General features: G+C 37.4%; 24 protein-coding genes and 2 pseudogenes. 4 read left to right on the plus strand and 22 right to left on the minus strand.

The genetic code is table 11. The annotated features are described in order from the left end of the window. Positions 1-143 precede the first annotated feature (143 nt). The 9 genes from ACIQYG_RS01320 to ACIQYG_RS01360 all read right to left on the minus strand — a co-directional run bounded on the left by ACIQYG_RS01320 (position 144) and on the right by ACIQYG_RS01360 (position 10,399). On the minus strand, positions 144-1,211 hold the full coding sequence (locus ACIQYG_RS01320) for a glycosyltransferase family 4 protein (RefSeq protein WP_402835158.1): 1,068 nt from the start codon (positions 1,209-1,211) through the stop codon (positions 144-146). Positions 1,212-1,233: 22 nt separating this feature from the next. After that, complete coding sequence (locus tag ACIQYG_RS01325; RefSeq protein WP_402835159.1) at positions 1,234-2,358, minus strand: glycosyltransferase; 1,125 nt, start codon at positions 2,356-2,358, stop codon at positions 1,234-1,236. A 28-nt stretch (positions 2,359-2,386) separates the two neighbouring features. Further along, complete coding sequence (locus tag ACIQYG_RS01330; protein ID WP_402835160.1) at positions 2,387-3,562, minus strand: O-antigen ligase family protein; 1,176 nt, start codon at positions 3,560-3,562, stop codon at positions 2,387-2,389. A 128-nt stretch (positions 3,563-3,690) separates the two neighbouring features. Beyond that, positions 3,691-4,947: an oligosaccharide flippase family protein gene (locus ACIQYG_RS01335; RefSeq protein ID WP_402835161.1), complete on the minus strand. Its 1,257-nt coding sequence runs from the start codon at positions 4,945-4,947 to the stop codon at positions 3,691-3,693. 170 nt (positions 4,948-5,117) lie between these two features. Continuing rightward, on the minus strand, positions 5,118-6,002 hold the full coding sequence (galU, locus tag ACIQYG_RS01340; RefSeq protein WP_402835162.1) for a UTP--glucose-1-phosphate uridylyltransferase GalU: 885 nt from the start codon (positions 6,000-6,002) through the stop codon (positions 5,118-5,120). Between the two features lie 18 nt (positions 6,003-6,020). Beyond that, on the minus strand, positions 6,021-7,841 hold the full coding sequence (locus ACIQYG_RS01345; RefSeq protein WP_402835163.1) for a polysaccharide biosynthesis protein: 1,821 nt from the start codon (positions 7,839-7,841) through the stop codon (positions 6,021-6,023). A 247-nt stretch (positions 7,842-8,088) separates the two neighbouring features. Then, complete coding sequence (locus tag ACIQYG_RS01350; protein WP_402835164.1) at positions 8,089-8,862, minus strand: tyrosine-protein phosphatase; 774 nt, start codon at positions 8,860-8,862, stop codon at positions 8,089-8,091. A gap of 132 nt (positions 8,863-8,994) precedes the next feature. After that, entirely contained in the window at positions 8,995-9,672 is a 678-nt protein-coding gene (locus tag ACIQYG_RS01355; protein ID WP_402835165.1) for a CpsD/CapB family tyrosine-protein kinase, read from the minus strand. A 43-nt stretch (positions 9,673-9,715) separates the two neighbouring features. Continuing rightward, the gene (locus ACIQYG_RS01360) at positions 9,716-10,399 is read right to left on the minus strand and encodes a YveK family protein (RefSeq protein WP_402835166.1); all 684 of its coding nucleotides are present in this window, start codon (positions 10,397-10,399) and stop codon (positions 9,716-9,718) included. A gap of 407 nt (positions 10,400-10,806) precedes the next feature. On the opposite strand from ACIQYG_RS01360, the gene ACIQYG_RS01365 reads away from it, so the two are divergent. Together ACIQYG_RS01365 and ACIQYG_RS26925 are read left to right on the plus strand one after the other, a co-directional pair. Continuing rightward, on the plus strand, positions 10,807-11,106 hold the full coding sequence (locus ACIQYG_RS01365; RefSeq protein ID WP_402835167.1) for a helix-turn-helix domain-containing protein: 300 nt from the start codon (positions 10,807-10,809) through the stop codon (positions 11,104-11,106). A 235-nt stretch (positions 11,107-11,341) separates the two neighbouring features. Beyond that, positions 11,342-11,587: pseudogene (locus tag ACIQYG_RS26925) on the plus strand (DUF3898 domain-containing protein); the annotation flags it as partial. Positions 11,588-11,614: 27 nt separating this feature from the next. On the opposite strand, the gene ACIQYG_RS01375 reads toward ACIQYG_RS26925, so the two are convergent. The 6 genes from ACIQYG_RS01375 to ACIQYG_RS01400 all read right to left on the minus strand — a co-directional run bounded on the left by ACIQYG_RS01375 (position 11,615) and on the right by ACIQYG_RS01400 (position 15,328). Continuing rightward, positions 11,615-11,929 carry a hypothetical protein gene (locus tag ACIQYG_RS01375; protein ID WP_402835169.1) on the minus strand — a complete coding sequence of 105 codons (315 nt, stop codon included), beginning with the start codon at positions 11,927-11,929 and terminating at the stop codon, positions 11,615-11,617. Positions 11,930-12,008: 79 nt separating this feature from the next. Then, positions 12,009-13,883: a hypothetical protein gene (locus ACIQYG_RS01380; protein WP_402835170.1), complete on the minus strand. Its 1,875-nt coding sequence runs from the start codon at positions 13,881-13,883 to the stop codon at positions 12,009-12,011. A gap of 169 nt (positions 13,884-14,052) precedes the next feature. Beyond that, positions 14,053-14,205: a hypothetical protein gene (locus tag ACIQYG_RS01385; protein ID WP_402835171.1), complete on the minus strand. Its 153-nt coding sequence runs from the start codon at positions 14,203-14,205 to the stop codon at positions 14,053-14,055. Between the two features lie 634 nt (positions 14,206-14,839). Continuing rightward, the gene (locus ACIQYG_RS01390; protein ID WP_483878380.1) at positions 14,840-14,953 is read right to left on the minus strand and encodes a hypothetical protein; all 114 of its coding nucleotides are present in this window, start codon (positions 14,951-14,953) and stop codon (positions 14,840-14,842) included. A gap of 8 nt (positions 14,954-14,961) precedes the next feature. Then, a complete protein-coding gene (locus ACIQYG_RS01395; RefSeq protein WP_402835172.1) occupies positions 14,962-15,084 on the minus strand; it encodes a hypothetical protein in 123 nt (40 codons plus the stop codon). A 106-nt stretch (positions 15,085-15,190) separates the two neighbouring features. Beyond that, on the minus strand, positions 15,191-15,328 hold the full coding sequence (locus tag ACIQYG_RS01400; RefSeq protein WP_402835173.1) for a baseplate J/gp47 family protein: 138 nt from the start codon (positions 15,326-15,328) through the stop codon (positions 15,191-15,193). Between the two features lie 831 nt (positions 15,329-16,159). Here ACIQYG_RS01400 and ACIQYG_RS01405 point away from each other — a divergent pair. Then, positions 16,160-17,338: an MFS transporter gene (locus ACIQYG_RS01405; protein ID WP_402835174.1), complete on the plus strand. Its 1,179-nt coding sequence runs from the start codon at positions 16,160-16,162 to the stop codon at positions 17,336-17,338. Between the two features lie 417 nt (positions 17,339-17,755). After that, a complete protein-coding gene (locus ACIQYG_RS01410; protein ID WP_048681418.1) occupies positions 17,756-17,947 on the plus strand; it encodes a hypothetical protein in 192 nt (63 codons plus the stop codon). A gap of 208 nt (positions 17,948-18,155) precedes the next feature. Here the strand turns inward: ACIQYG_RS01410 and ACIQYG_RS01415 are convergent, their stop codons facing one another. From ACIQYG_RS01415 to ACIQYG_RS01445, 7 genes and pseudogenes are all read right to left on the minus strand, one after another. After that, positions 18,156-20,153, minus strand: coding sequence for a CDP-glycerol glycerophosphotransferase family protein (locus tag ACIQYG_RS01415; RefSeq protein WP_402835175.1), 1,998 nt, complete (start codon positions 20,151-20,153; stop codon positions 18,156-18,158). 257 nt (positions 20,154-20,410) lie between these two features. Then, positions 20,411-22,294, minus strand: coding sequence for a S8 family serine peptidase (locus ACIQYG_RS01420; RefSeq protein WP_402835176.1), 1,884 nt, complete (start codon positions 22,292-22,294; stop codon positions 20,411-20,413). A gap of 776 nt (positions 22,295-23,070) precedes the next feature. Next, positions 23,071-23,565, minus strand: a complete 495-nt coding sequence (locus ACIQYG_RS01425) for a DinB family protein (protein ID WP_402835177.1) — start codon at positions 23,563-23,565, stop codon at positions 23,071-23,073. Between the two features lie 150 nt (positions 23,566-23,715). Then, positions 23,716-23,897, minus strand: a pseudogene (locus ACIQYG_RS01430) (IS1595 family transposase); the annotation flags it as partial. A 171-nt stretch (positions 23,898-24,068) separates the two neighbouring features. Then, on the minus strand, positions 24,069-24,776 hold the full coding sequence (locus tag ACIQYG_RS01435; RefSeq protein ID WP_402835178.1) for an ABC transporter ATP-binding protein: 708 nt from the start codon (positions 24,774-24,776) through the stop codon (positions 24,069-24,071). Continuing rightward, positions 24,776-25,558, minus strand: a complete 783-nt coding sequence (locus ACIQYG_RS01440; protein WP_034308746.1) for an ABC transporter ATP-binding protein — start codon at positions 25,556-25,558, stop codon at positions 24,776-24,778. Before ACIQYG_RS01440 ends, ACIQYG_RS01435 begins: the two co-directional genes overlap by 1 nt. Continuing rightward, positions 25,530-26,495, minus strand: coding sequence for a branched-chain amino acid ABC transporter permease (locus ACIQYG_RS01445; protein ID WP_034308749.1), 966 nt, complete (start codon positions 26,493-26,495; stop codon positions 25,530-25,532). The genes ACIQYG_RS01440 and ACIQYG_RS01445 overlap by 29 nt, the downstream gene beginning before the upstream one ends. Positions 26,496-26,498 lie beyond the last annotated feature (3 nt).

Raw genomic sequence — 26,498 nt, forward strand, 5'->3', positions numbered from 1 at the left:
GTCACGGACTTATAGGATAAAAATAGAAAACCAATAACCGATTGCAAGGAATTTTCTTTATATTTCCTTTTGAATCGCTCTATGATAAAAAAGACTAGGACTTCTAAGGTTATTTTTCATTTATAATATTAGGCCACTTCAATTTATGAGCGTTTACTATTTAAGTAAATACTTTTAAAACTTTCGCCTGCCTTATCAATAGAAAGGTTTTCTACCAGATACTGGTGAGCATTTTCACTAACCTCATCAATTATCGGTCTACTTTTTATTAATCTATTTAAATTATATGTAATATTTTCTACGTCTCGCTTAATAAAGATACCATTATGCCCATCGGTAATTATATCCTTTAGTCCCCCTTGAGGAGTGCATAGTACAGTTGTCCTAAACTTCATAGCTTCTAAAATAGTATATGGAATTCCCTCTTTCCAACTTGACGGAAGAATATAGACATCTGCATTTTTTAAATACTCTTCTTTTTCCTCACCAAATTTCGGTCCTAAGAATTTCACCTTATTTGCCAACTTTTTTTCTTTTATCAATGCTGTGATATCTTTTTCACAAGGGCCCTCACCAATAATATTAACTATAATATCTTTTTCATTAATTTCCGATGCCGCCTTAATTAGTTCTAATACTCCTTTTTCCTTTACTAATCTAGCTAAAAATAAAACTGACAATTTTTCATTAAATTTCTTTTTGAGAGGAGTTTCAACAACATCAATAAAATTCGGTAGAACTAATACTCTTTCTTTCAAAGAAGGGAATAATTGCAAAAAACCTTCTTTTTGATCTGTACTTAAAAAAATAAAACATTTTACTTTTTTAAGTACATTATTAAAAAACCATTTTAATAGCTTATTATTCAATTTTTCTATATTTTCAAAGGAACCACCATGGAACTGAACAATTATATTCTCATGCCTTAGTCTTGACAATGTTAGAATTAATTTTATAAAAGAACCATTATAAATAGAAGGATTGAGATGTATTGCCAGATATTGTTTATCAGCAATTGTTCGAATACTTTTAATCTTTATAATATCGTTTATTTTTTTAAATATTTTGCTTTTATTCGAATAGTCTTTAAGTTCATATATATCTGTTTTTACATTTACTCTTTCAAGGGATTTACGTAAAATATTTATGTGAGTAGCTACACCACCAACAATTTTACGGTTAGGTCCTACAAGAAGTACTTTATGTTCCATAATCGTTCATTTCCCTTCCACATTACATATAGATTTCTTCTAATTTCTTTGTTGTTTGATCAATAGAAAATCTCGCCATTAAATCAATATTTCCTGTTGTAGCCATAGATTTAGATAGGAGTGGATTATCTAATAGTGTAAGGATATTTTCTGAAATGGCTTCTGAATCTCTGGGGGGAATTATTAACCCATTTTTGTTGTGGGTAACTATTTCTCTTATACTTCCAACATCAGTTGCTATTATAGGAGTTGAAGAAGCTATAACTTCCAGTGTAACCAAAGAAAAACCTTCGTATAAAGATGGGAAAACAAATATATCAGTTATTTTTAGCAATTCTGGAATATCACTTCTATCGCCTAAGAAAATAACGTTTTTTTCTAAACCTTCTTTAATAACATAAGTCTGGAGTTTGTTATAAAGTGATTTATCTAAATCCTTGTTTCCAATTATTAAAACTTTTATATTGGAATATTTTTCTTTCACTTTTTTTATAGATCTTATCAAATATATTTGGCCCTTTTGTTCAGTAACTCGACCGATATTAGTTATTACGATATCCTTTGATTGTAAACCCAGGCTTTTTTTATAACTATCTATTTCAATTGAACTTGCTGAGTATTTTTGAACATCTATTCCATTGGGAACCAGGGATATTTTCTCTTCACTTATATTCAAATCCTCAACCATATATCTTTTAACTTGTTCTGATATAGCAATATATCCTTTTGTGAACTTTCCTATGGCTTTCTCAAATATTCGAGAATATCCCGCAGTGTTATGAATAGTTGTGTATACCCTTTTTACTCTTGTAATCCTAGCAGCTATACGACCGTAGAAATCAGGAGATGGACAGTGTGTATGAATGATATCCATTTGATTTTCTCTAATAATTTTAGTTAGTTTAAATATTGTAGAAATTCTATTATTTTTTGGCTTTTTATCTATAGAAAAAATCCTTATAGAATTATCTTCTAGTTCACTTTTTATCTTTTTCTCAAGCTCTTTATTTGTTGAACTACCTATAGCACATACATAAACTTCATATTTTTGTTTATCAATTTTAAGTGCTATGTCAAAAACTAATTTTTCAGCACCAGCTAATGAAAAGCTATTAATTATGTGCATAATTTTTATTTTTGAATTCATTCCTAAACCACCTAATCTAAATGTCCATTTATTTTAATTCTTTATCAAAACTGTTGCTTTTAACATTTGACATTTTGTCGTAAATATTTACAAGTGCAAATAATAACCAGGTTATTTTGCTATATTCCCATGTTAAGGTTAGTGAAGCCAAAAACCAAATTATCCATACAGTCAGTAAAAAGTATTTATTCGCATTATTAAGACTTATAATCTTTTTTATAATTAAATAGATTATTATAAGTAATATAATGAAACCTACTAACCCCAGTTCACCCAACACAGATATATAAATATTGTGGGCAACCATATATAAGCCTAACTTTTCACCTAACGCAATCCTAAATGATCCGATTCCAACACCAAGTATCGGATTATCTTTTATTAATTCAAATCCACCAAACCAAGCATCTTGTCTTGAGTTAAAATCACCTGTACTAAGCTCAGAAGATGTAGTTAATATCCTCTCAGTCGTCGTATCGGGCACTAGAAGTAATATGCTATATAGCAAAAAGAACCCAAGAATAATTTTTAGTAAAAATCCTATTTTTTTGCCTTTTTTAAAGTTGGTTAAAAAAAGTATATATATAACTGAGGCTATTAAGGCCAAAAAGGCAGTCCGTGAACCTGTAAGAAAAACTGCAAATGCCCCTAATAGAATATATACTCTGTTAACATTTATTAAAAAAATACTTTTTATTCGTAAACTTAGATACCAAGATACTGTTATACTAATTACCAAAATGATTCCTAATTCATTAGGATCAAAGGCACCCGCAGAAAACCTCTCATTATATGGGTTATTGTTTGAGAAATAACTATTTATTATTCCAATACTTGAGACCCAGCCACCGAAAACAAAACTTTGAAGCAAATTCATCAAGACTTCTTCCTGTTTTACAATTTGACTCATTAGTAAAAACATTAAAAAGAGTTGAAATGCTGTAAAAATTAATATAAAAGAATGAGGTTTGTTTATACTCCAAAAAAAGCTGCAGGTCACCCAAAAAACAAAAATTGTAATATATAAATAATAAATATTTATTTTATATATGTAACCACGGGAAATAATATAGATTAAAGATGTAACTAAAAATAAAAAGCCTGATATTTTACTTACCGCACCAAGACCACTTACAACAAACATATCCTCCCAGGGTAAAGTGAAGATAAATATATATAAAAACCAGTAAGCTATTTTTTTCATTAATACTCCTTAACTACAAAGTCCTTAAACAAGTAAAGTTAATATTTAAAAAACATCATTTAAGAGACGAATGTATAACAACTATTTTCACTTCGGCTTTGTTATTCTCCATAGTATAAATGTATATTTCAAAAACCAAAGTAGTTTTTTTTCTTTAAAAAAATAGGGACAACATATAAGATAATCAAAAAAATCAATTGACAAATTAGACTTGTCCATGCCGCACCAACCCAACCAAATTCAGGAATTAAGAACATATTTATAATAATGCTTAATACTAAAATAAATACTTGGCCATATGTGCGAACTTTCTGTTTCCCACTCCCAGTAAGTGCGTCTGCAAAAGGATATTGCAGTCCTTGAATTACAAGTAAAAAACTTAAAATTCTAACTGCTTTAACTGCTTCTTCGAATTCCTTTCCCATTAACCCTACAATGAATGGTGCAGATATCCAAATTGCTATTACTATTATTAAGGAATAGGCTAAAATTAAAGGTAGTATTTTAAATGCTATCCTTCTAGATTTTAAATATCCGCCTTCCTCAAAATTCACAAATTTAGGATAAACAGCTCCCAAAAAGGCTAACATCGGTAAAAATGCCATACTGGTAATTCTTTGGGCTACACTATATATACCTGTAGACTCAACTGAACTAAATTTAGTAATCATAGTTTTATCTATATCACTCAAACCATTAGTTGCAAACCCAGCAAAAGCAAAGTGTATACCAACCTTAAAAATATTTCTAACTCCCGAAAAATTAAAACTTATACGACCATATTTTTTAATTAAGGTAGCCAAAGCAATTATTCCCGTTAATAAATAACAAGCCATATAATAAATAGACCATTCTATTACCGCTCCATTAAAAATAGTTAATAGAAAAATTGAAAATAACTGTAAAACACCCAAAAGCACCTCTAGGTATGTGTTATATTTCAAAGTACCTAGTGAAATATTGACAGCTTTATTAATACTAATTAGAACTCCACCTAAAAACACTCCAATACTAATAAATATTGATATTATAATAGGTGTTTTCAAATAAAAGGATATAATTATCACGAGAAATACACCGAGAGGTAAAACGAAAAGACTACTTACTAGGTTATTACCTATAGCCCTTGAAACAGGATTTTTTTTTGAAATATCCTCAATCACTAAGTTATAAGCACCTAGGTAAACAAAAGGAGCTATTATACCTACAACTGCCAGATATGAAGAAAACATTCCAAACTCTTCTACTCCTAACTCCTTAGCTAGAAATATAAATGTAATAGCCTGAAGCCCAATTTTAGATAGGTACCCAAGCAACATCCAACCTGTATTTTCAGCAATTTTGCTTTTTTTTATCTGAGGAAATTTTTTTCTTAAAAACAGCATAAAGTACACCTTTTCCAATTAACCTGATTGATCAATTACCCTTCGATAAGTTGAAAGAGTTACTAGTTTGGCATTTTTAAACAAATCAAAATTAAGTATAGTTAAAAAGCTTCTATTTTTATATAGCCATAAACAAGGATTTTACTATGAGAATAAGTTCTTGGTGAACATTATTTTGGTAAAGAATAATTACCTACCTTTTCTTCTAAAAACTCTAATAGGTTTTTTCTGATTTCTCTATCTTGTAAAGCAAACTCAATCGTAGTTTTCACAAACCCAATTTTTTCGCCAACATCATACCTCTTACCTTCAAAATCGTAAGCAAAAACTTGTTGTATTTGGTTTAACTTTTGTATCGCATCTGTTAATTGAATTTCTCCTCCTGCACCAGCTTCCTGCTGATCAAGAAAACTGAAGATTCCAGGGGTAAGAATATATCGTCCCATTATTGCTAAATTAGAAGGGGCTGTTCCTAATGCTGGTTTTTCTACAAAGTTTTCAACTTGGTAAAGTCGGCCATCTTGAAAAGCAGGGTCAATTATTCCATAGCGATTCGTTTCTTCATTAGGTACAGTTTGAACTCCAATTATAGAATGATTTGTTTCTTCATACTGATTAATCAGCTGCTTTAAGCATGGAGTCTCACTCTGTACAATATCATCACCTAAAAGTACAGCAAAAGGCTCATTCCCAATAAATTTACGTGCACACCATACTGCATGACCTAATCCTTTAGGCTCCTTTTGTCTAATGTAATGAATATTCGCAAGGTTATTAGAGTACTGTACCTTATTGAGCAATTCTACCTTTCCTTTTTCGATTAGATTTTGTTCAAGTTCAGGAGCAAAATCAAAATGATCTTCAATTGCACGTTTGCCTTTTCCAGTTACGATTATAATATCTTCTATTCCTGATGCAACGGCTTCCTCAACTATGTACTGAATCGTTGGTTTATCAACAATTGGGAGCATCTCTTTTGGCATCGCTTTTGTAGCAGGTAAAAACCGAGTACCCAAACCAGCCGCCGGAATTATTGCTTTTCTGACTTTCTTCAAGAATATTCCTCCTTAAATCTATTTCACTACCGAAAATGTTTTGTTCTTTCTCCTATTAGCTAAATTTATTACGAATTCTTTAAGTTCTGTTAAAGATAGAGTATCATGTGCGCTTAGCAGGTACTGTATTTCCTCTTCCTGTTCTAATACTGCTTTTCCAATAAAGATTTTAGGGAACACAGCTTCACTATGAATCTCTTTCTCCCCTAATAGTTCTTCATACATTTTCTCACCAGGTCTGATTCCTGAATATTCAATTCCAATTTCCTCAACTGTATAACCCGAAAGTTGTATAAGATTTGTCGCTAATTCTACAATCTTAACAGGTTCACCCATATCAAGAACGAAAATCTCTCCTCCCCGAGCCAAAGAACTTGCCTGAATGACTAATCTAGATGCTTCGGGTATGGTCATAAAATACCTTGTCATATCTGGATGGGTTACAGTGACTGGTCCACCTGCCTGGATTTGTTTTTTAAATAAAGGAATGACACTCCCCCTGCTGCCTAAAACATTTCCGAAGCGAACCGCAACAAATTTTGTTGAGCTATTTTTCGCTAACTGCTGGATGATCATTTCAGCAATCCGCTTGGTCGATCCCATGACGTTTGTTGGGTTAACGGCTTTATCAGATGAAATCATCACAAATGCCCCCACACCAAAAGTATCAGCGGCTTCTGCAACATTCTTTGTACCAAAAACATTATTCTTAATTGCTTCACGAGGGTTGTACTCCATTAGTGGAACATGTTTGTGGGCAGCCGCATGGTAAACAACATCAGGTTGGTAGGTTTCCATCACTTCAAAAATCCTATCGCGATCTTGAATATCTGCGATGACAGGTATGATCTCAATTTGATCGGCATATAACTTTTTTAGTTCCATATCAATCTGATAAATGCTATTTTCTCCATGTCCTAAGAGAATAAGTTTTCCCGGTGAGAATCTACATATTTGACGGCAAATCTCTGAACCTATTGAGCCCCCAGACCCAGTAACCAAGATCGTCTTGCCCGTTACATATTCAGATATACTAGTTATATCCAATTCAACGGGTTCTCTTCCTAAAAGATCCTCTACTTCCACTTCTTTAAACTGATTAACGGCTACTTTTCCTAACATAATATCTTCAAGCATCGGCATGATTTGTGTTTTTGCATTTGTTTTCACACATTCATCAAAAATGACCTTCAATTCTTTCTTACTTAATGAAGGTATCGCAATGACAATATTATCTATATGATATTTTTCAACCATTTCAGGGATATGTGTAGAATTACCCACAACGGGTATACCTAAAATGTCTAGCTTATCTTTTTTTGGATCATCATCTATGAATGCTACTGGTTTTAGTTCCGTATCATGATTATTAAGAAGTTGACGTACAACCATGGTTCCAGCAGAACCCGCCCCGATTACCAATGTGTTTCTGGTTTCCTTTTGCTTATTTATCAAACGGTCACGAAGCATTCTCCACGAAAAGCGGGAACCACCAATTAGGATGACATGCATCATCCAGGTCAATGCCATAGCTCTTACGTAAACATCTTGAAAAACCATTAACTGGATGGCGATTACAGTAATAACCGATAGGCTTACGGCTTTAACAATGGACAGTAACTCTCCAATACTTGCATACTCCCAAGCCTTCTTATACAGTTTATAAATAGAAGCGAAAAAATGATGGCTGATTAATAGAGAGACTGATGTGACTAATAGTGTTGGTAATTTAAATATTTCTAAATAGGGATACAAGAATAAATAACTTACATAAATGGCCGATAATACTATTAATGAGTCTAATAGGGCCAGGAGTGTTAATCGTTTTCGGTAGGCCAACCACATTTCCCCCTTAAATATTGTTTGATTTCTCACTAAAATACAGTATTTAAAGCATTGTATTCTATTTCACATACATTAAAATGTCCTTATAATCTAAGGGCTATTTGTCGTTGAAAAAAGTCTCTATGTAAATGAGTAGTTTATCAATTTAAATTGTTCATCCCAATAACTATTTAACGTAGAACTTTACATGAAGACAAAATTTTTTTATAATGTTGAAAGCGTTTCCTTAATATCTAATATTCTAAAAGATTCCTAATATTTTCTTTTTGAATGGCACAGGTTTTTCAACAGCAGGTCTTTGGTCCTTTAATAATTGTTCAGCATTTTCTTTGAAATAAAATGTACGTTCTATCCCATATGCTTTTGTAATTGTTTCATAGGCTTGTTGTAACGTGAACCCTCTAGATCCTAAATTATGTGCATCTGTTGCAATAAAATGAGTTAAATTGTGCTCAATTATTTTTTTTGAAAACGATTTAACATTTTTCCCAAAGAGACCGATAATACTACCAGAGGTAAGTTGAGTTAACGCACCCTCCTGAACCAATTCAAATAATAGTTTATGATTCTCGATCAATTCTTTATTTCTCTCCGGATGTACGATAATCGGTGTTATTCCTTTAATTAACAGCTCATAAATCACTTCTTGTGTATATGTAGGAACCTTTCCCGACGGAAGCTCTAGCAGCAAATATGTATTGTTATCATCTAGCGTTAGGATTTCTTTCTTTTCAAGTGAATTAAATATGTCCCGATGAATTCTTACTTCTTGTCCGAGATGAATGGTTAGAGGAATGTTGTTTTGTTGTAAGCTCTCATTTAACCTCACTGCACGGTCAATGATGTTATTTTTAACATTTACATATTTCTCATTTAAGTGATGTGGCGTTGCATATAAATGGGTGATTCCAGCTTCTACCGCTTTCTTTGCCATGTCCATGCTTTCCTTCATGTCCGCAGATCCATCATCCACCCCTGGTAGAATGTGACAATGTATGTCAATCAAATTTCTCACACTTCCTTTTATAAAAACGAGATAATGGGCTTATTACTAAGAAATCATATAGGAATTATTACCCTGACTAATAGTAGCATATAAAACTGCCATTAAACAGGGTGTTATTTTGTCGAATTTTGTTTAATTTCATTAAGATTGATAGTAATAATAATTGCTGTTATCTGTTTCTACACCATTCAATACAACTCCAAGCAAGGATCTATTAGCTTTCACTAAAAGCTCCTTTGCTTTTACTGCACTTTGTTTGTTTGTCTTGCCGCTCGCCACTACCATGATCACGCCATCACATTTATTGGCTACAATTTGGGAATCCGGCACTACAAGAACGGGCGGTGTATCAAAAATGATATAATCATACATTTCTTTTAATTCATCAATCGCTGTTTCTATCGCTTTGGAATTTAATAATTCCGAAGGGTTAGGCGGTATTGGTCCACTCGTCAGAATTTCCAGATTAGGCACATTCGTTTTCATAAGTGCTTTTTCTATGCTCATTTTCTTCGTTAGCACACTCGTAAGTCCCTCTATATTACTAAGGCTAAAAGCATAATGAACGGATGGTTTCCTTAAGTCTGCATCCACAAGCAAAACTTTTTTCTCCTCCTGTGCCAAAACGATGGCGAGGTTGGCAGCTGTGGTCGATTTACCATCATTAGGCTCCGAAGAAGTTACCACGATGGTTTGTATGTCTTTATCCACTGAGGAAAATTGAATATTCGTTCTAATTAATCGATATTGTTCAGTTATAGGTGACTTTGGATTAGTCTGTGCAATCAAATTCACCTGTTTTTTCTCTTTACTCCTCAAAAATCCCGCTTCCTTTCCTACTACTTTTTATCCGGATTATCCTTTATTTATGTACCTGTGTAATCTTTTGAATCGATCCAAGTATAGGTAATTCTAAAAGTCTCTCAATATCTTCCTCGTCCTTGATCGTATTGTCCATATACTCCAGTAGAAATGCCAAGCCGACTCCAGCCATTAATCCTACCACCACCGCAAGAGCAATATTCAGCTCTGGATTAGGTTTTATAGGACTAGGATTCTCCTTAATTTCTGCCTTGGCAAGAACGCTAACATTGTCGACGTTCATAATATCCTTAATTTCTTTTTGGAAGGTTTCAGAAACCGTGTTTGCGATTTCGACTGCCTTCGATGGATTACTATCTTGAACCATTAAAGAGAAGACTTGCGAATTTTCTTGACTGTTAATCGTGATTTTTTTACTAAGTTGGTCTACGCTTTGGTCTAGTTCAAGCTCATCAATTACCTTCTCCAAAATGGCAGGGCTTTTTATGATCACACTGTATGTATTGATCATGTCAATATTCGATTTGATTTGAATCGAGTCCAATTGGTTTTCCGATTGTTTCTGATTAACCAAGATCTGTGTTGAAGATTGGTAAACGGGTGTTAATAAGAAATAAGAAATTGACCCACTAATCAAAGCGGCAATTAATGTCAGCAGCATGATTAGCTTCCAACGTTTCTTTAATGTTTTAAAAATATCTTTAATACTAATAGTTTCTTCCATTTCATCCTCCTGATATGTTAAAAATGACCTATTGCATTATACCATACTATTACCTAGTTTTTATGTATTTTTAAGGGAATTTACATGAAACTTACAATCAAAGAATACTTTTCAAATGCCAAAGTAATTTTACAAAAAAGAAAACAGCAATACAAAAGAAATAATTGCTGATTCTTTAAATATTGTATTGATCACATTTATATAACCCATTTTCCAAAATATTTGTGACTTAAATTTTAATAAACCTAACTAAATGCCTACCAAAACAGAAAAATCCGTTTATACATATAATTGTGTCAAGTATTTTAGTGCCTATTTATCATTAAAAATGATAGGGAAATGTGTAAACTGAAAAGTGATAATTTAAATCAGCATATTATTTATATTAATGGTTAGGTGTGGTCAAAATGATAGGTTACCGAGTTAAGTCGCTTAGGGAAGAAAGGAAAATGTCAATAAGTGAACTCTCCACAAAATCCGGCGTTGCCAAATCCTATATAAGCTCACTGGAAAGAAACCTTCAAACAAACCCTACTATATTAGTTTTAGAAAAAATCGCTAGAATCCTTTGTATTAAGGTCGATGCTCTGTTGAATGAACAAGCAGACAAGGGCATGGATGAAGAGTGGATGGAAATCATGCAGGATGTTATCGGGTCTGGAATATCGAAAGAGGAAATGCGCGAATTTATTCAAGATAGAAAGTGATGTCTTTAAGGATTGAGAAATTATGATACCACTTTCTTTTAGGTGCAACGAGTAAACTTTAAAAGGGGAAAAAGTGGATATAGCCACTTTTTCCCCTTTTATTAACCTTAACTCCGTTTTACCATTTGCGAATGGGTTTGGTGAACTGATTAGAATCGTTGCATTCGGCAGCTCTTTTTGTAACTTTATTCATGCTTTCCAAATCTTGTTCCGGCTCCTCCATGCTAAGGGATTGATTGACTTAAAAATGAAGCTCGATCACGTCGGAGTTAACGCCCTACTTTCGGACTTCGGCGAATCAGTTCATGTCGCTAAATTAAACGGTAAATATGTAACGATAATTGAGTCGGATTCAATTATTTTTGAGAAAAGCATCAGCCCTATCGAGTTCTTATTCCTACCCTTTATTGATATGTATGCGGCCATTGCGGTTGCTTTTTCTTTTCATCTCGGAATGATTCCCGTATACTCATCCTTTTAATACTTTCGATAACAATTATTAATTGCTTTAAATATACCCGATAAAACCGGTCCTTGTACTATTGCGCTCGTTCTCTTCTTCTGTTAGTTTCATTAAATCTGAATGAATAATTATGGTCCTATTTCCACTCTTCACATTATATTCGAAGGGCTTCATCTTTTCATCCACGCAATTCCTACTAAACACCGTTTCTACCAGTTTTTCTTTCGAGAATAAATATAAACGTAATAGTATACCGTCTTGCCCCTTAGTTCCCCAAGTGAATAGGAACTGTAAGAAGATTCCTCCTTTTTCGTTTACACGTTCTACGGACGGCACCCGTACCGTCCGTTCATCAAACAAAAAAAAAGACGTCCATTATGAGGAGCGCCTGGTGTTAGTAAGTTTATTTAACTACCGCACATCTTGTTATCATTACTTGTTATGCGTCAATGGCTCCAAATGCTTTCCATGTTCCAGGAGTCCCTGTGGCAACACATACCCAACCTAGTTTACCACCAGAAGTAGGCGAGGTGTTATACACTATTTCTCCTTGTTCCCATGACCCCGTTGTTGGTGCTGTTGTTCCGAATGAGTGGCGTTTTTTTCCCAATGTCATATATTCATCTATCTGGACAATACTAGGCTGAAAAACATAAGGCTTGCTTGCGTTGGTTTTTAACTCATTTTCGGTTTTTGAAGGATACAGCGAATTATATAAATCAAAACCATCAAGAATAATATACTCTACTGTAGCAAGTGCCGGAGATGTCACAATGTTAGCGTTAACTGTGATGGAATCAATAGTTGATACATCCTTGACGTTGGTAGTAAATACATTCATATCAACTGGTACAACATGAGTTACGAATGTATTTTTCATTCCCGTGTACGTTGCAACATCTAGATTATCATCAAATATAGTGTAAGTTTTCGCCACGTTCAGCGTATCTTTATAATTGACTATAACATGTCTCCGAAATTTTTGTACACCGTTACTCATTTTCGTTCTAAGAGAAACACTAAATTTTTTGCGATTTAAAATTGGTGAATAAAAGAAAATACTGAATCCACTGTTTAATTGTCCGATTTGGTACGTGTATTTAACACCTTTCCCACTTAGTATATCAGATGTTTCTAAAACTGCATCAGTACGAGTGTTGTATAGTTTAACGACATTCTTTAATACATCCACAAACCCATTAGCCACTGAATTTATTTCTGATAAATCAGTAGAAAAAAACGGAGTTTTACTTTGGTTAGGTAATGCTTTACTAGGAAAAAAATTTCGATAGGTATTGCCCGATTCTGAAAAATCAACATCGTATCGTTTTACATTTTCTGTAACATTTAAGTATCCAAGATTATTAATTCCGGTTGTGTTTATAATTTTAAGGTTATCTACTCTATCGAAAGTAACTGGATTAACAAACGAAAATGAACATCCAAGTATATTTAGCGACTTAATAGAATCTCCAACGGATATTCCAGCCAGTATATGTGAGGTTGTATTATGTTCAAAATAAACCCCGAATAAATTAATATCTACGCCTTTTTTTATCACTAGTCCATTTTCGTTACCTTCAATAGTTCCACCTAAAAAGTTCACACTCATTCCATCATCAATTTGAACGCCGATTACATTATTTTCAAGATTAGCTCCAACAAGATTAAAGGCGTTTATATAACTCTTTATTCCTGTTTCGCAATACCTAACATCACAGCTATTAAAATTCACAATCCAACCGTAAGCATCTATGCCCATTTTGCAATCTTTAATATATACACGATCTAATGTAGAACGAGATACATTTTTTCCTGTTACAACGTTTCCGAATTTTAACGCAACTCCTTTTTTACTCGTTCCCGCTAACTGTATATCTCGGATATGCAAGTAATTAAGGCTGTATTGATCTAGTTTGATTAAAGGCGTGGTATCGTTAGTGGGATTGATTCGGATAATACTTTTGGTACTCCCAGCTCCGATAATCTCAATACCTTCTAGATAATCATCTGCTGTTAGTTCTAATATTGTATTGTTAACGACAAATTCCCCTTCAGGAATACGCAATACCTTTTCTCCGTTCGTTTTTATATGAGCAAAAGCATCCTTGAAAGCTTGTGTTCTTCCTGCATCTGTATTTGTTGTAATAAATTTTTCAACGTTAACCCCTTGTACATTTGTAGTTTCCGCCACCTCCGCTGGAACCTCTGCATCCTTTTCTTCACTCTTCCCGAAGTTATCGTTAAACTCCGTCCTCAATACGTAATCTGTTGATTTATCCTGTCCTAAATTCTCATGTTTTTCGCTACTCATTCAATCATCACCCTTTCGTCACGCTTAGTTTTGTAGCGTAGCTATTATTAATTCCGCTTCTCGGCGGTTATAAATTTCGACACATAAATCTTTATCTGTGTTTCAGAAAATTTCCGTCGGACCCACAACATGCCGAGTATAAATGCGTACATACTTTGCCCCCCATTCATTAGTTCACGCTGTCCATAATCATGATAAGCGCCTCTTCAACGATTTCGAGTCGTGATTTCAGCTCTCCTTTTTCTTGCTGAAGAGCACCGATAGTCACCTCGGCTTCCTCCATAGGCTCTACCCAGTCCATCGTCTCTACGTCGTCGAACACTTTCTGACTTGCCTCCAAGCATCCCAAAACGAGTTGTCTCCGCCTACCTTAATACCAAGTAGCTCTTGCCAACGCACCAGTCCTCACGTTGTTTATCGACGAGCATCTTCGAAAACACATCGTCTATGTCGCGCATTAACTGTAGGTCTCCATGATTCCGCGCTGATAATCACCTCAGATTCGCTAATTTCTTCGTAATACGTAGGCATGTAGTCGAACATGGCATGTTTTATATCGCGAGTATTGTTCACGTCAAGCTCACCGTCTCCCCTTAACGACAACCTGCCAGTCTGGAATGACGATGTTAGCCGTACCTCTGTTTATAGTAAGTCTCTGTAATAAACTACGGACGTAATGTCGAGCAGTAAGTTCGCAATCCGTGAATACCTTCAACCGCATCCGTAAACGCTATGCCTTCAAGATACTCGTCTAGTGCCGCTTCAAATTCCGCTGTAACCGCGAAGATGTCTCCGCCAGCTGCAGCGTATGTGTTGCCGTAACGTGAATAGAATCCTCGACCACGCCACCACTGTTACCGCTACCCCGAAAGGACGTACCGATTCGATATACGTAGATGCTACGTCGATGACCATTTGATTCGGCGCTTTTCTGTCCGAGCTTTATAGCACGACTTTCAACGTGCCAGGTCCGCCCATAACGGATAAACCTTCGCATCATTTACTCCGACGACTTCCTTCTCCCATTGCAAGTAATGATTTGCGTTACCACTGGTCGCCGGCTTCTGCACGCACCCCTTTAGGCGTCCGAGTAATTCTTCGTCTGTCTCTTCGTCGGCACCACCGTTGAAGGTATACCGTTTGTTGCCGTAATCACTCCGGATAAATCTCCCGGCGCTAGTGCCATGATTCTACCTACCACCGCGAATCACCCCTCCGGCTTCTGCCTAGGCTATCCTTGCCGTTCCACCTGTAAGAGTGACGTCTCTTAGCGTTAAGAAATAGATCTGTTCGGCATCGTCAGTCATTTATAGTGTATTCACTGGTACCGCCTGCCCGTTTGGGCCGTTAAGTGAAACGGACCCTTGTGCCTTAACTGCTTGCTTACCCGTCACGCCGAATTCTCCCGCCCGTAAGTCGAGCCACTGCCCTTCTGGTTTCCGCAAAGGCAGGCACCATAACCGCGTCCAACTCGACGTATGCAAGCGATAGCTCGATTGCTAACGGATAAAATAAGTGGTAAGCTAGCAACCCTTCCCGCTTATCAATCGTCCACCTGACCAACATCGCCTCGATTATCGCTTCTTGCGTTTTATATTCATATATTCACTTCCACCTCCTCCGTTATTACAACGTATAATGAACAACTTGTTGCCTCCCGGTAAAAGTCATCTGTATATCTTCAATCCGATCGTTGTACGCCAGTGCCTCGTAAACTTATCCGAGGGACATCAGCGTCGAGCAAATCATCGGTAACGTCTTCGTCGCCGACTAGCTCGTTCAATTCGCAGCGTTGAAAACAATTCGAATTGCAAACGCCACTCCCCTTTCAGATATGATAGTTGCATTAATAACTAAATCTAAAACATAGGATTAAAAACGTTATTAAAATAATAGATTTACCTAAGTTCCTACCGTTCGACCTATCGTGATTCGACCGATTGATTTTACGTATTGTAGAGTGTATGGGAGTCCGTTAATATAGTTGCCTAACCTAATAAAAATTTAAACGGAGTCGACAATTCACACTGAGGTTGTTTAATTTCGTTTGTACTCTTCCATCTCATACCGTGTGTATATTTCCTTTTTTCACAAATAACTATAATTTTATTCCACTTTATTTTCATAATTTTTACTGACGTAATAATAGGCAAAATTATTCAGATGTTGGTCAGTCACTTATTTTTTCATTCCTAATTCTTATAGATTATCCCTTACAACTCTAGTAAAATGATATCGAGAATGATAATTACTATCAATTAAGGAGAATAACTATTATGGGTGTACCTTTGTTAAAAGAAGAGCTTCCGGTTGTTGATAAAATTTGGTCGCGTGATTTTATTATGATTTTCTTGGCTAACTTTTTTGTTTTTTTATCCTTTCAGATGACTAGCCCTACCCTTCCGCTTTTTGTAAAGGAGCTTGGCGGAAATGAACGGTATATTGGGTTAGTTGCTGGCATGTTTTTATTTTCTGCCCTGATTGTCCGCCCCTTTGCTGGACAGGCCTTGGAAACAAAAGGCAGGCGTTTTGTTTTCCTATTCGGACTAGCCCTTTTGGCTGTAGCGATTGGTTCGTTTGGATTTATGATGAGTATTTTCCTTCTATGTGCCATAAGGATTGTACAAGGGATTGGCTGGGGATATACGACCACGGCATCAGGTACGATTGCCTCCGATCTTATCCCAGCAAGGCGTCGGGGTGAGGGAATGGGATACTTCACTTTATCGGGTAATTTAGCGATGGCTTTTGGACCTTCATTTGGGCTTTTCTTAGCGGAAATTTTAACCTTTCAACATTTGTTTTTATTTTGCGGAGTATTAATTCTTGCAGCTTGGATCATGGCTTCAACGATTACTTATAAAAAAGTAGATTATGCTCCTGCCCCAGGTAAGACTAATAGGTTTGACATTTATGAAAAAAGCGCTGTTGCTCCGTCCGTTCTTGTTTTTTTCATTACGGTAACTTTTGGCGGGACTGCTACCTTCTTACCGCTTTATACAATCGAAAAAGGTCTGACAGGTATTCAGGGATACTTTTTTCTTTATGCTTTAGCTCTTATTTTCACACGTATGTTTGCTGGAAAGATTTATGATCAAAAAGGACATCAAGCTGTCTTCATTCCATCCACTCTTTTTATCGTAGCGGCGATGCTATTGCTTGCCTGGATGCCAAGTAACATGATTCTGTATTTGGCAGCCATTTTATATGGCATTGGATTCGGTGCTGTCCAACCGGCTCTTCAAGCGTGGTCTCTTGAACACGCTGCCCGAAATCGAAAAGGCATGGCCAATGCCACTTTCTATTCCTTCTTTGATCTTGGAATCGGTTTCGGTGCCATCCTCTTCGGACAAATCGGCTATCTATTCGGGTATATAAGCATTTACATAATGGCAGCAGTCTCTGTGGGGATTTCAATATTGGCCTACTTATGGATATTAAGAAAAATGAAGTAATTACACATTATAGGACATCTTTATGGATGTTCTTTTTTTTGAAAGGCTCTTTTAGTAAAGATTGTTGTTATTAAAACGAAACTATTTAAGGTTGATTGGAGCGGAAGTGCGAGACTCCTGCGGGAGCAGCGGGACAGGTGAGACCCAACAGGCGTTTACGCCGTGGAGGCTCACCGCCCGCCCCGCGGAAAGCGAGCATCTGGAGGGAAAATCAACCACACCACATTACTTGGTAAATGGCAACAAAGCATTCGAAAACAGCGTGATTTTGTAGAACAGTTTATCGCATTTGCATCAGCACTTTTTTAACCCCATGTAAACTATGTTATGGTTTTATTTGTTTTAAGTAATGTTATTGTATTTCCCGTTTCCTTCTCACTTTTTCGTTGTATGATAGAAAAAAAAGGAGTTTTGGGAATGATTATTCTGCAGTATATTGGAAAAGTTTTTTCATTCATGCATAAGGATATACCGGAAACTCATGTTAAATGCCATGTTTGTGCAGGTACAGGTGCCTACGATATTTATACAGATTGTCTTACCTGTAATGCAAAGGGATTGATCAGTAAAGTTGAATATAATAGGAGGCTTGAAGAGGGTGAGATTTAAAGAATTTCATGAAGTCGATATATGTAATCAAAGAAGCAATATTGGCTATTGCTTCTTTTTTGTGTCCCAATAACGTTGCCGTTTGTCCCTTGGAAGATATATTACTCTAATTTGAATGCATGATTTAATTATCGCATATTCAAAAGACCACCATTTGGTGGCCTTCTGCAAATATATCCTTTTTTGTTCCAAGTTCCATTCAGAACAATCAAGAAGCAGAAGATTGCTTTTCAGAAATAGAAAATGCACTCTCTTCCTCTAATGGGTCATGTTCATTTTGGAAAATGATGTTTTGGATGTAGTCATAGGTATTTTCTGTATTGTGACCGCTTGTGCACTCCATTAATTTTGAGAATTGTGCAATATGGAAAGGTGATTGCGGGTTATTGTAATTGTAAACAATTTCAGAGTGCAAATCTTTGAATCTCTCTACTATGCCGCCAAAAGCAATTTCTTTCTGAAGAATGTTTGGCGCACCATATTCCACCTCTGCCAGAGCCTTGTCTTCCCAATAGAAGATTACATTACTTCCACCTGCAAACGCATAGAAAGTAATAGAAGAATAATCGGATATGACAACTTTACTGTTTAATAGAGCATCCTTTATGTCCCCTACATAAAACGATTCTTCGTATTTATCATATATATCCGGGAACTGTTCTTGAAGTATGATTCTTGATTTAGGATGGAGAATGACATTGATTTTTTTATCTTTGTAGAACTTCTCTTTTCGGATCAATTCTAAGAATGAGAAATACCGGTCTAAATAGCTTCCAACTTCAATGCTTCCTGTGAGGTCCCATGGCCTCCATGTAAGCATAAATGTAATTTGATTTTTTTCATTTTGTTGTTCCTTGACATATAAATCAATATTAGGCAGCCCTGTTACCATCAGTTCTTTTTCCGTATAACCTGTATTTTTAAGGAATAAGTTTTTCTCAAAATTGGAATTTACGAGCATGTAATCCGGTGCAATCGGCACTTTACGGTTAAAGTAACCGCGTTCGAAAATATTGGTTGCCATACATGGTCCATGCTGCAACATTATTTTTTTATCAGTTGAAAGAACCTTTTTCTTAATTAAGTAATCGTTATCGTACAATCGGCGTTGTATATGGCCCACAAGATCGGAAGATTGAAAGCTTCTGGCTAAAAAGATGTGATAGAAAGCAAGAAAACTATTTTTCCCAACAAGGGCCCTGCCGTATTGCTGCTTAAGATTTTGGAATTCGGGGTGGCCTTTTTCTAAGATATAAACGCAGGAATCCCCCATCTTGAATGCATATTTAAACAGTTCAAAGGCAGATTCCGAAGCCCCTGCACTGAATTTTTCAAAATAGATATCGTATTTTTTTTTGTTTAGTGAAAAAAGGCTGATCAGATAAGCAAATCTTTCTTTAATGATAATGCTTTTGCTCATTATACTTGTTAATACGATAACGTATTGACCTGTTATAGACTTTCGAATGAAAAGTTCATTATTCATCTGCCCCAAACGATAGGAGCGGGTGTTGTACAGATAGTGATTTTTATTGTATTTGTGCTTAGAGTCTGATTTAAAATTATACCAATAATCATGATCAGCGTGACTGAGCTTGATAAAAATAGGCGTATTAATCTCGCTAGTGTTTACATAATGTTTATAAATTTCCTTCATTGGTATGAAAGACCAGTAGGTATGAATGAATATGGATATCTTCCCTGTCTTCATTGCAAATTTCTCTCTTATTTTGACTGGAAAGAGAAAATGCACTTTGAAATTTATGCTTTTATCGTAACCGAAAGATAAATACACGTCTTTAAACGAATAATTTCTGCTGCGCATGACCCCAACAAATAGGAAGTGAAAAAATAAAAGGAATACTAAACTTTTGAAAAACGGGCTTTTCTCTATCTTATCCAATGTTTTGTCTATCTGCAGATTTTTTTGATTTGTTTTAACGAAAGAAAGTTTGCAGTTTGTATCAACGAAGAAAATAATTCTTTCCTTAACATTTCCTTTCTTTGAAGTGATCGTTTGCAGGATTGTCATTGGTTCATATCCTGAAAGAGTAACCGTATTGTTCGTTTTTTGACTATAGACGAAATACTTCATATTATATTTTCTTTTTTTACTAATACTCTTAGTGCCATTGAAAAGGCAATAGTCATCTGCTAAAACAGGATTTCCATTTTCAAGATGACCATAAACAGTTTCTTGTTTCAAAGCTTTCCCCCCATGTTTTCCGGTACTTGTAATCCTACGGCATATTTTGCCGGTACCTTTGTCACAGCCTATATTTTGAAAAAAAGACAATATACCTATGATATTATACTAGTTATACACTTCATTGTAATTATAATTTAAAAAAACTTTATCTTTTGTTTGTTCATCCAAATAGCCGTCGTGTAACTTTCCCTTATTGTAGCCATAATCATAAACAGCCCCCAATTAGATTATTGGGGGCTGCTCCTGTTTTTCTATCACTTTTTAACTGTTACTTTTCTTGATTCGCTTACGTTTTTTGCTTTATCTTTGGCATGAATATATAGGTTCTTCCCGGCTTTTTGCTTGGGGATTCTAACCGAGAATGTACCTTTGGTCGTTGCTGTGGCAGAGCCGATCACTTTTTTTGATGCTTTGATGAACACTGTGGAGTTAGCCTCTGCTTTGCCCGTTACTATTGTCGTTTTTGTCGTGACTGTATTGACCGTCGGTTTACTTGGTGCTGTTTTGTCTGCAACGGTCACGGTTTTGATCGAGCTAATATTTCCCGCTTTATCGGTTGCTGTAACGGATAGGACTTTTCCGGCTTTTTGTTTTTTTGACATCGTTACGGTGAAATTCCCTGCGCTGTTGGAATTTGCTTTGCCTAGAACCGTACTGCCGGTTTTGACGGTGACGGAAGAGCTTGCTTCCGCTTTGCCGGTTACTTTTACGGTATTGTCACCCACCGCATTTACGGACGGTCTTGCAGGAGCCGTTTTATCTGCCACTTTAAATGAAACGGGTATACTTTTATTTCCCGCTTTATCGATGAGCCTAGTAGAGATGGTCGTGCCGGCTGTTTGTTTTGCGATAATCGCTGTAAACGTTTTTTCTCCATTGATCTTCACTGTGGCGAGTTGTTTTTTATCGGTATAAATGGAGACGGTCCCCGTTTTGAAATCTGCAGGGATTTTCCCATTGATCTTGGTGTCCTTATCGGATATCGCGGTCACGGCCGGTTTGGTCAGCGTCTTCATTTCCAGTGCTTTTTTGGCATTGACCCGCCCGTTTCCATAGTAAATGTCTTTCCCTTTTGTACCTAGGTCCACGGCTGAATCATAGAGGCGGTATTCGACCTCCGTTTTGTTGAGCTTGGGCTCATGGGACCAAATAAGTGCCGCTACACCCGCCACCATCGGCGTGGCCATCGATGTTCCGCTCATCCAGCCGTATTTATCATTTGGCAAGGTTGAAAGGATATCATCTCCAGGGGCCGCAATATCGACTGATGAATGATAGTTGGAATAACTGGGACGCTTGTCACTTGAGTTAGTGGCAGCAACGGAAATGACGTGGCTGAATGCAGCTGGGTACACACGCTGTACATTTTTCCCCATATCCCCTTCATTCCCGGCAGCCGCGACGATCAGTACGCCTTTTTTATAGGCTTCCTGGACGGCCTTGTTCAAGGATTCCGAATAACTGGTGTCGCCTAAACTCATATTGATGATGTTTGCCTTTTGCTGAACGGCATAATGTATTGCGTCAATGATATCGGCAGTATCGGCATACTTTCCATCAAAGACGTTAATTGGCATAAGTTTAACGGTCGGAGCAACACCCGTTCCGCCTATGCCATTGTTCGCAGAACCGGCAATGATGCCGGCGATATGCGTTCCATGCGTCCCTTTTGGTACGATATGCTTCCGGTTGCGTATCGTATCATAGGCATTGACGATCCTCCCTTTTAAATCTTCGTGGTTGCGATCGACGCCGTCGTCAATGATGGCCACGATCAATTCCTTCGATCCCATGGATTTTGTCCATGCTGCACCCGTACCAAGCTTTTTATGGTGCCACTGGTCTATGTAGGCTGGATCGTTCGGGCTTTCCATCTTCTTGAAAAGATAGTTTGGTTCTGCATATTCCACATTCTTCTGTTCTTCAAGCTCCTCGATCAGGTTGTCGGTCGTTTCCCCTTTAGGAACCTCCACCTTTTCTATCAACTCGTTGATCGGCTCATCGTCCGTCTCTTTATACTTGACGATGACACCATCAGATTGCGGCGTTTCTTCTGCAGATGCAGCATCTGGCTGGTAGATTGGCAGAATCATAAACAGTAATAATACCGGCAGTATGGCCTGAATAAGTTTGTGCATACAATCACTCCAAAAAATTTGATTAAGAATAGCTATCGATGAGGTTATATCATGAACCATTTCTACTATTATTCCTAACTAGATTGTATACCGACTGATATGGTTTTACTAACCTTTTTATCTAGTTAAATTAACTTATTTACACAACAAAAAAACCACTATAAAGCAGTCTCAGATTGTCGACAATATAGCGTTCTAACAAAGCGGTTGACTGTAGACAAACTTGATAATAATTGATTACTTTAAAATTTGCACTTTGATTTCCACTCCAGGCACTCGCTTTCCGCGGGCGGTCCGGGAGCCCCCTCGGCGCTTCGCGCCTGTGGGGTCTCCCCTGGACTCGCTTTTCCCGCAGGAGTCTCGTGCCTTCCGTTCCAATCAACTTCGTTTGAAAAATTCAGATAGAAGCACTTTTGTCTAATAAAGGGAGTTCCGATTGGTCTAATCCTAAACCATGATTTTAAAACAAGACTAGATTATACTTAATGTTTTTTTAATGTAATCCTTATTGGATTGAAGAAATTTGCGGCACTCCTGCCGAATAAATGGCTAGCCGAGACACCGCAGCCGCTTGCTTTTATGCGGCTTGGCAGACAGTCGGCGGAAAAGGGAGCCGATTTCTGAAATCAACTGGATCTTTTTTTATAATAAGGCTTTGTTAAGTAGTATTGTTGTTTTTCAGGTATAAAATATGGGAACGTCCGATCTGGACGTTCCCGTTCTTATTCCATTAAAGCCCCCTATAATCGAATAACTGTAAAGCTAATGAAGCTTTTTTAAAAGCTGCGTTTCTCTGGCCAAGCCCCTTGCATTTTACTTAGGAATACAATTTGCCCAATATGATATGCGTCGTGCATTGCTAAACTCTTCAGTTCAAGCACTAATGAATTATCTTCTCCTGGGACCTGTCTATACAAATCTTCATGTTCTGATTTTGCTAGTATTTTTCCAAGTTCACGATGAACATAAAAGTATTCTTGTTTTGTTTCCTTCCAATTTTCTATCGTCTCAGTTGGTAATCGAAATGTAGATTCATTATTTTCCGCCTGTGGTTCCTTCGCTGTTTCACCAAGAAATCGCATCAGAAATCTCTTTTCATAGAAAAGTAAATGACAAACTAATTCCCAAATGGAATTCATTACCCCATCAGCTGGTTTCCAAATTGCCTGTTCAAAAGTAATGTCCTCTAGCACTTTTTCAAGTGGTGGAAACCAGTCTTCTTCATCTAAGCAGCTTGCCCATTGTTGTAACAAAAGTGTCTTTACATCCATTTTCTCTTCCCTCCAATTTAATCCCTTTAATAGATAATCCCTTTGGTCAAAATTCATTTTTGGCGTGTTGTAGATAGATCACTAATTAAGGTGTCATACCAATTCCTTGTTCAATTAAACTGGCCCTTTATCGGAACAATGAACGCTCCATTATTTGGAATATTCTGATAACCTTAGTTTATCATAAGTTGTGTTAACTGAGAAAGAACAACTTTCTAAAACCGTTTGGTCATCGTAAAGTTATCTTTTATATGTTTGATGGTATCTAAGAATTGGAACCAGCTCAAATAATGGTCTAGATATTTAATCGCTACACCATTGAAACGCTCCATATTACTGGCTGGCCAAGACCCCACAGCCGCCTACGGTGAGGAGGCTTGGCAGACAGTCGGCTGAAAGGGAGCGGATTTCTGAAATCAACTGGAACTTTTTAAAAACAAAAACTGCAGGCAAACTCGCTTTTCCTCGAGTTCATCTGCAGTCTGTAACCACTATAAAACGGTTTAATGTCCCCCTAAATAGGCATTCTTGATTTCTTCGCTTGCTGTCAGTTCCTCTGATTTGCCTGATAGGACGATTCGGCCGGTTTCGACAACATAGGCCCTGTCCGCGATGGATAGTGCTAAGTTGGCATTTTGTTCAACCAGCAGAATCGTTGTACCTGTTTTGTTGATTTCTTCGATGATATTAAAGATTTGCTTCACCAATAATGGGGCAAGTCCCATCGATGGCTCGTCCAATAACAGAAGCCGTGGCTTGGCCATGAGGGCCCTGCCCATCGCGAGCATTTGCTGTTCCCCGCCGGAAAGGGTTCCGGATTGCTGTTTCAGACGCTCTAGCAAACGCGGGAATAATTCATAGACTTTCTCCATATCCTGCTTGATGCCTGCCTTATCTTTACGTAGATATGCACCAAGCTGAAGGTTTTCTTCGACGGTCATGTTAGCAAAGACCCGCCGGCCTTCAGGGACATGGGAGATGCCCATTTTCACGATGGATTGTGCTGCCTTTCCGCCGATGGATTGCCCCTCGTATATGATCTGCCCTTGTTTTGGTTTTAATAGGCCGGAAATGCTTTTCAGCAACGTGCTTTTCCCGGCTCCGTTCGCCCCGATCAAGGTTACGATTTCGCCTTCGTTAATAGAAAGCGAGATTCCTTTCAAGGCTTGAATGTTTCCGTAATAGACGTTGATGTCCTCGATTTTTAACATTATGAAACCTCCTCGCCCAGATAGGCCTCGATGACTTTTGGATTGTTACGGATTTCCTCTGGCTTTCCTTGAGCGATCAGTTGTCCGTGATCGAGTACATATATGCGTTCGCAAACACCCATCACAAGCGGCATATCATGTTCTATCAATAATACGGTTAAATCGAATTTCTCACGGATGAGAGCAATCAGGTTCATGAGTTCGTGCGTTTCCTGGGGGTTCATCCCCGCTGCCGGTTCATCGAGCAAAAGCAGTTTCGGGTTGGCGGCAAGTGCACGGGCGATCTCCAAACGTCTTTGTTTACCATATGGCAGGTTCTTTGCCTTTTCATCCTTATATTGATCAAGGTTGAAGATCTTCAGGAACTCAATCGCTTTTTCATCCATTTCCTTTTCGCCTTTAAAATGGATCGGCATGCGGAAGATCGAACTTAAGATGCCATGCTTCGAAAGCGAATGGTAAGCCACTTTAACATTATCGATCACGGATAGTTCACTGAATAAGCGAATGTTCTGGAATGTCCGGCTGATCCCTTTTTGCGTGATTTTATATGGAGGCAGTTTTCTTAAGTTCTCACCTTCCAAGGAAATAGTGCCCTCCGTCGGGACGTAAACTCCTGTCAGCAAGTTAAAGAAAGTTGTTTTTCCAGCGCCGTTCGGTCCGATCAAGCCAATTAGTTCTCCTGGATATAACTCGACGTTAACATCAGAAACGGCTTTAAGCCCTCCGAATTGGATGCCGACCGAATCGACTTTAAGCAGCGGTGTTTTTATTTTTTTCATGGCTGCTTCCTCCTTTACGTTTGAACATGGATGTTATTTCTTTTGTCCCCATTAAACCTTGCGGGCGATAGAGCATCATCACGATAAGCACAAGACTGTAGATGATCATTCGTGTTTCCGGATAATCCTGCAGGAAAGTCGTGACTACCGTCAGTAATATCGCAGCCAATACGGCACCGGAAAGACTTCCTAGACCGCCAAGTACGACAAGGATCAAAATATCAAATGATTTCAGGAATCCGAAGTTAGATGGCTGGATGATATAGAAGTTATGAGCGTAAAGCCCCCCAGCGATACCGGCAAAAAAAGCACCGATCGCAAAGGCGACAACTTTGTAATAGGTCGTGTTGATTCCCATCGAATCGGCAGCCGTTTCGTCCTCGCGGATCGATATGCAGGCTCTTCCGTGGGTCGAGCTAGTAAAGTTTCGGATGACGATGATCGTTACGATGACGGAAGCGAATACCCACGGCCAAGTGGTCAAATGGGAAACCTGCATGCCGCTCGCCCCGCCGACATAATCGATATTCAAAAGCATGATCCGGACGATTTCCCCAAAACCCAGGGTCGCAATCGCCAGGTAGTCACCTTTTAAGCGTAAGCTTGGAATTCCGATGATCAATCCTGCCAGCGCTGACGCCAAACCGCCGACTATCAATGCCGCATAAAATGGCATTTCCAGCTTCATCGTCATGACGGCTGAAGCATAGGCACCGACTGCCAGGAATCCGGCATGTCCGATGGAGAACTGCCCGGTTATCCCGATGATCAAGTGCAGGCTCGCTGCCAGAATGATATTGATCCCGATGAACATGAGCGTATTTTGATAAAAAGGATTTAGCGATCCGCCGCCGATTAACACTTGAACTACGGCGAAAAAGATCAATGATAGTGAAATCGAGAGCCAAAAACCTTTTGCTCGCTTAATTGTAGTCATTGC

The organism is Peribacillus sp. NPDC096622, assembly GCF_044762665.1.
GTDB classification, from domain to species: domain Bacteria; phylum Bacillota; class Bacilli; order Bacillales; family DSM-1321; genus Peribacillus; species Peribacillus frigoritolerans_B.

What these genes read in the sequence shown, in the direction of transcription:
- ACIQYG_RS01320 (WP_402835158.1), bottom strand. Translation starts at nt 1,211, where the DNA reads ATGGAACATAAAGTACTTCTTGTAGGACCTAACCGTAAAATTGTTGGT.
- ACIQYG_RS01325 (WP_402835159.1), bottom strand. Translation starts at nt 2,358, where the DNA reads ATGAATTCAAAAATAAAAATTATGCACATAATTAATAGCTTTTCATTA.
- ACIQYG_RS01330 (WP_402835160.1), bottom strand. Translation starts at nt 3,562, where the DNA reads ATGAAAAAAATAGCTTACTGGTTTTTATATATATTTATCTTCACTTTA.
- ACIQYG_RS01335 (WP_402835161.1), bottom strand. Translation starts at nt 4,947, where the DNA reads ATGCTGTTTTTAAGAAAAAAATTTCCTCAGATAAAAAAAAGCAAAATT.
- ACIQYG_RS01360 (WP_402835166.1), bottom strand. Translation starts at nt 10,399, where the DNA reads ATGGAAGAAACTATTAGTATTAAAGATATTTTTAAAACATTAAAGAAA.
- ACIQYG_RS01365 (WP_402835167.1), top strand. Translation starts at nt 10,807, where the DNA reads ATGATAGGTTACCGAGTTAAGTCGCTTAGGGAAGAAAGGAAAATGTCA.
- ACIQYG_RS01380 (WP_402835170.1), bottom strand. Translation starts at nt 13,883, where the DNA reads ATGAGTAGCGAAAAACATGAGAATTTAGGACAGGATAAATCAACAGAT.
- ACIQYG_RS01405 (WP_402835174.1), top strand. Translation starts at nt 16,160, where the DNA reads ATGGGTGTACCTTTGTTAAAAGAAGAGCTTCCGGTTGTTGATAAAATT.
- ACIQYG_RS01410 (WP_048681418.1), top strand. Translation starts at nt 17,756, where the DNA reads ATGATTATTCTGCAGTATATTGGAAAAGTTTTTTCATTCATGCATAAG.
- ACIQYG_RS01420 (WP_402835176.1), bottom strand. Translation starts at nt 22,294, where the DNA reads ATGCACAAACTTATTCAGGCCATACTGCCGGTATTATTACTGTTTATG.
- ACIQYG_RS01425 (WP_402835177.1), bottom strand. Translation starts at nt 23,565, where the DNA reads ATGGATGTAAAGACACTTTTGTTACAACAATGGGCAAGCTGCTTAGAT.
- ACIQYG_RS01435 (WP_402835178.1), bottom strand. Translation starts at nt 24,776, where the DNA reads ATGTTAAAAATCGAGGACATCAACGTCTATTACGGAAACATTCAAGCC.
- ACIQYG_RS01440 (WP_034308746.1), bottom strand. Translation starts at nt 25,558, where the DNA reads ATGAAAAAAATAAAAACACCGCTGCTTAAAGTCGATTCGGTCGGCATC.
- ACIQYG_RS01445 (WP_034308749.1), bottom strand. Translation starts at nt 26,495, where the DNA reads ATGACTACAATTAAGCGAGCAAAAGGTTTTTGGCTCTCGATTTCACTA.